Raw genomic sequence first — 1,368 nt, 5'->3', positions numbered from 1 at the left:
ATATTATATATGTTGAAAATAATCAGGGTTATTTTACTTTTAATCCAAATGTTGAAGCAGATTCTCAAAATATAATTTTTGATCCAATAGTAGAAATATATACAGGTAATATTCATCCTAGTTTTGCATTATCAGCTTATTCATCAGATTTTTATTTTTATAGTGATAAATTAGATGCGTTTGATTCTATACTACCTATTTTAGTAAAAAATAATGCTACAGATTTAACAAGTAGTATAATTCCTTTATATAATGAATATGGAAAAGAAGTTAATGAACTTAAATCAATTAGAAATAATATGACTATACTTCTAATAGTTATATTTATTGCAAATATAGCAGTTCTTTATGGAGTTATGTCTCTTCACTATGAGAAAAATAAATATAAACTTTATTTGCAAACAATATTTGGATATACTTTCTTGAAAAAAAATAAAAATATTATATTTTTATTAACAATAATTACCGGTGTTCCAATGATTTATTTTTTATACTCTAAAAATATTATATTTTTCTTATGTACTTTAGCATATTTAGTTTTTGAATATTTTATTATTTTCTTATTAGACCTCATAATAGGAAATAAATCTTTTAATTCTATAATAAAGGGGGAACATTAATATGATTAAGATAGATAATATAAGTAAATCCTTTGGTGAAAGAAAGATTATTGATAAATTTTCTTTAAATATAGAAGAAGGCTCAATGGTTAGTATTATGGGGGAAAGTGGAAAAGGGAAAACTACACTTTTAAATTTAATAAGTTTGTTAGAAAAACCAGATAGTGGACTGATAGTTATTGATAATATTTCAAAGTTTAATAAAAAGAATACTATGCTTATGAGAAGAAATGTTATAGGTAATTTATTTCAAAATTATGCTCTTCTTGAAAATGAAACTGTTAAAGAAAATTTATTAATGGCTCTAGAATATAAAAAGGTATCAAATAAAAAAGATGCTATTGCCAATGCACTAAAAAAAGTTAATTTAGATGGATTTGAAAATAAGAAAATTTATGAACTAAGTGGAGGGGAACAGCAAAGAATTGCTATTGCAAGATTATATCTACAAGACGTAAAATATATTTTTGCTGATGAACCTACTGGAAACTTAGATGAAAAGAATAAAGAGATTGTTTTTAACTTATTAAGAGAATTATGTAATAGTGGAAAATCTGTAGTATTTGTAACACACGATAATGACTTAGCAAAACGAGCAGATAAAATGATTTTATTATAAATCATTTTAGTGTTACTAATTTATACTTTGTTAAACTGATGCCTTATAAAACTTTAATTTTAATATACACATAAAATATAAGACAAAAAAACATAATTTCAAGACAAAAATATAATTATTATCTAAAAT

At 22.5% G+C, this 1,368-nt stretch carries 2 protein-coding genes; both read left to right on the top strand.

Features of this window, described 5'->3' with window-relative positions:
- Window positions 1–620: DUF1430 domain-containing protein (locus GBZ86_RS15960; RefSeq protein ID WP_152892297.1), on the top strand; the 620-nt coding region annotated here is incomplete at its 5' end.
- A 1-nt stretch (window position 621) separates the two neighbouring features.
- On the top strand, window positions 622–1,239 hold the full coding sequence (locus GBZ86_RS15955) for an ATP-binding cassette domain-containing protein (protein WP_152892295.1): 618 nt from the start codon (window positions 622–624) through the stop codon (window positions 1,237–1,239).
- Window positions 1,240–1,368: the final 129 nt, after the last annotated feature.

It is taken from the genome of Clostridium tarantellae, assembly GCF_009295725.1.
Classification (GTDB): Bacteria; Bacillota; Clostridia; order Clostridiales; family Clostridiaceae; genus Sarcina; species Sarcina tarantellae.
This window is presented reverse-complemented; position numbering and strand designations above follow the sequence as displayed.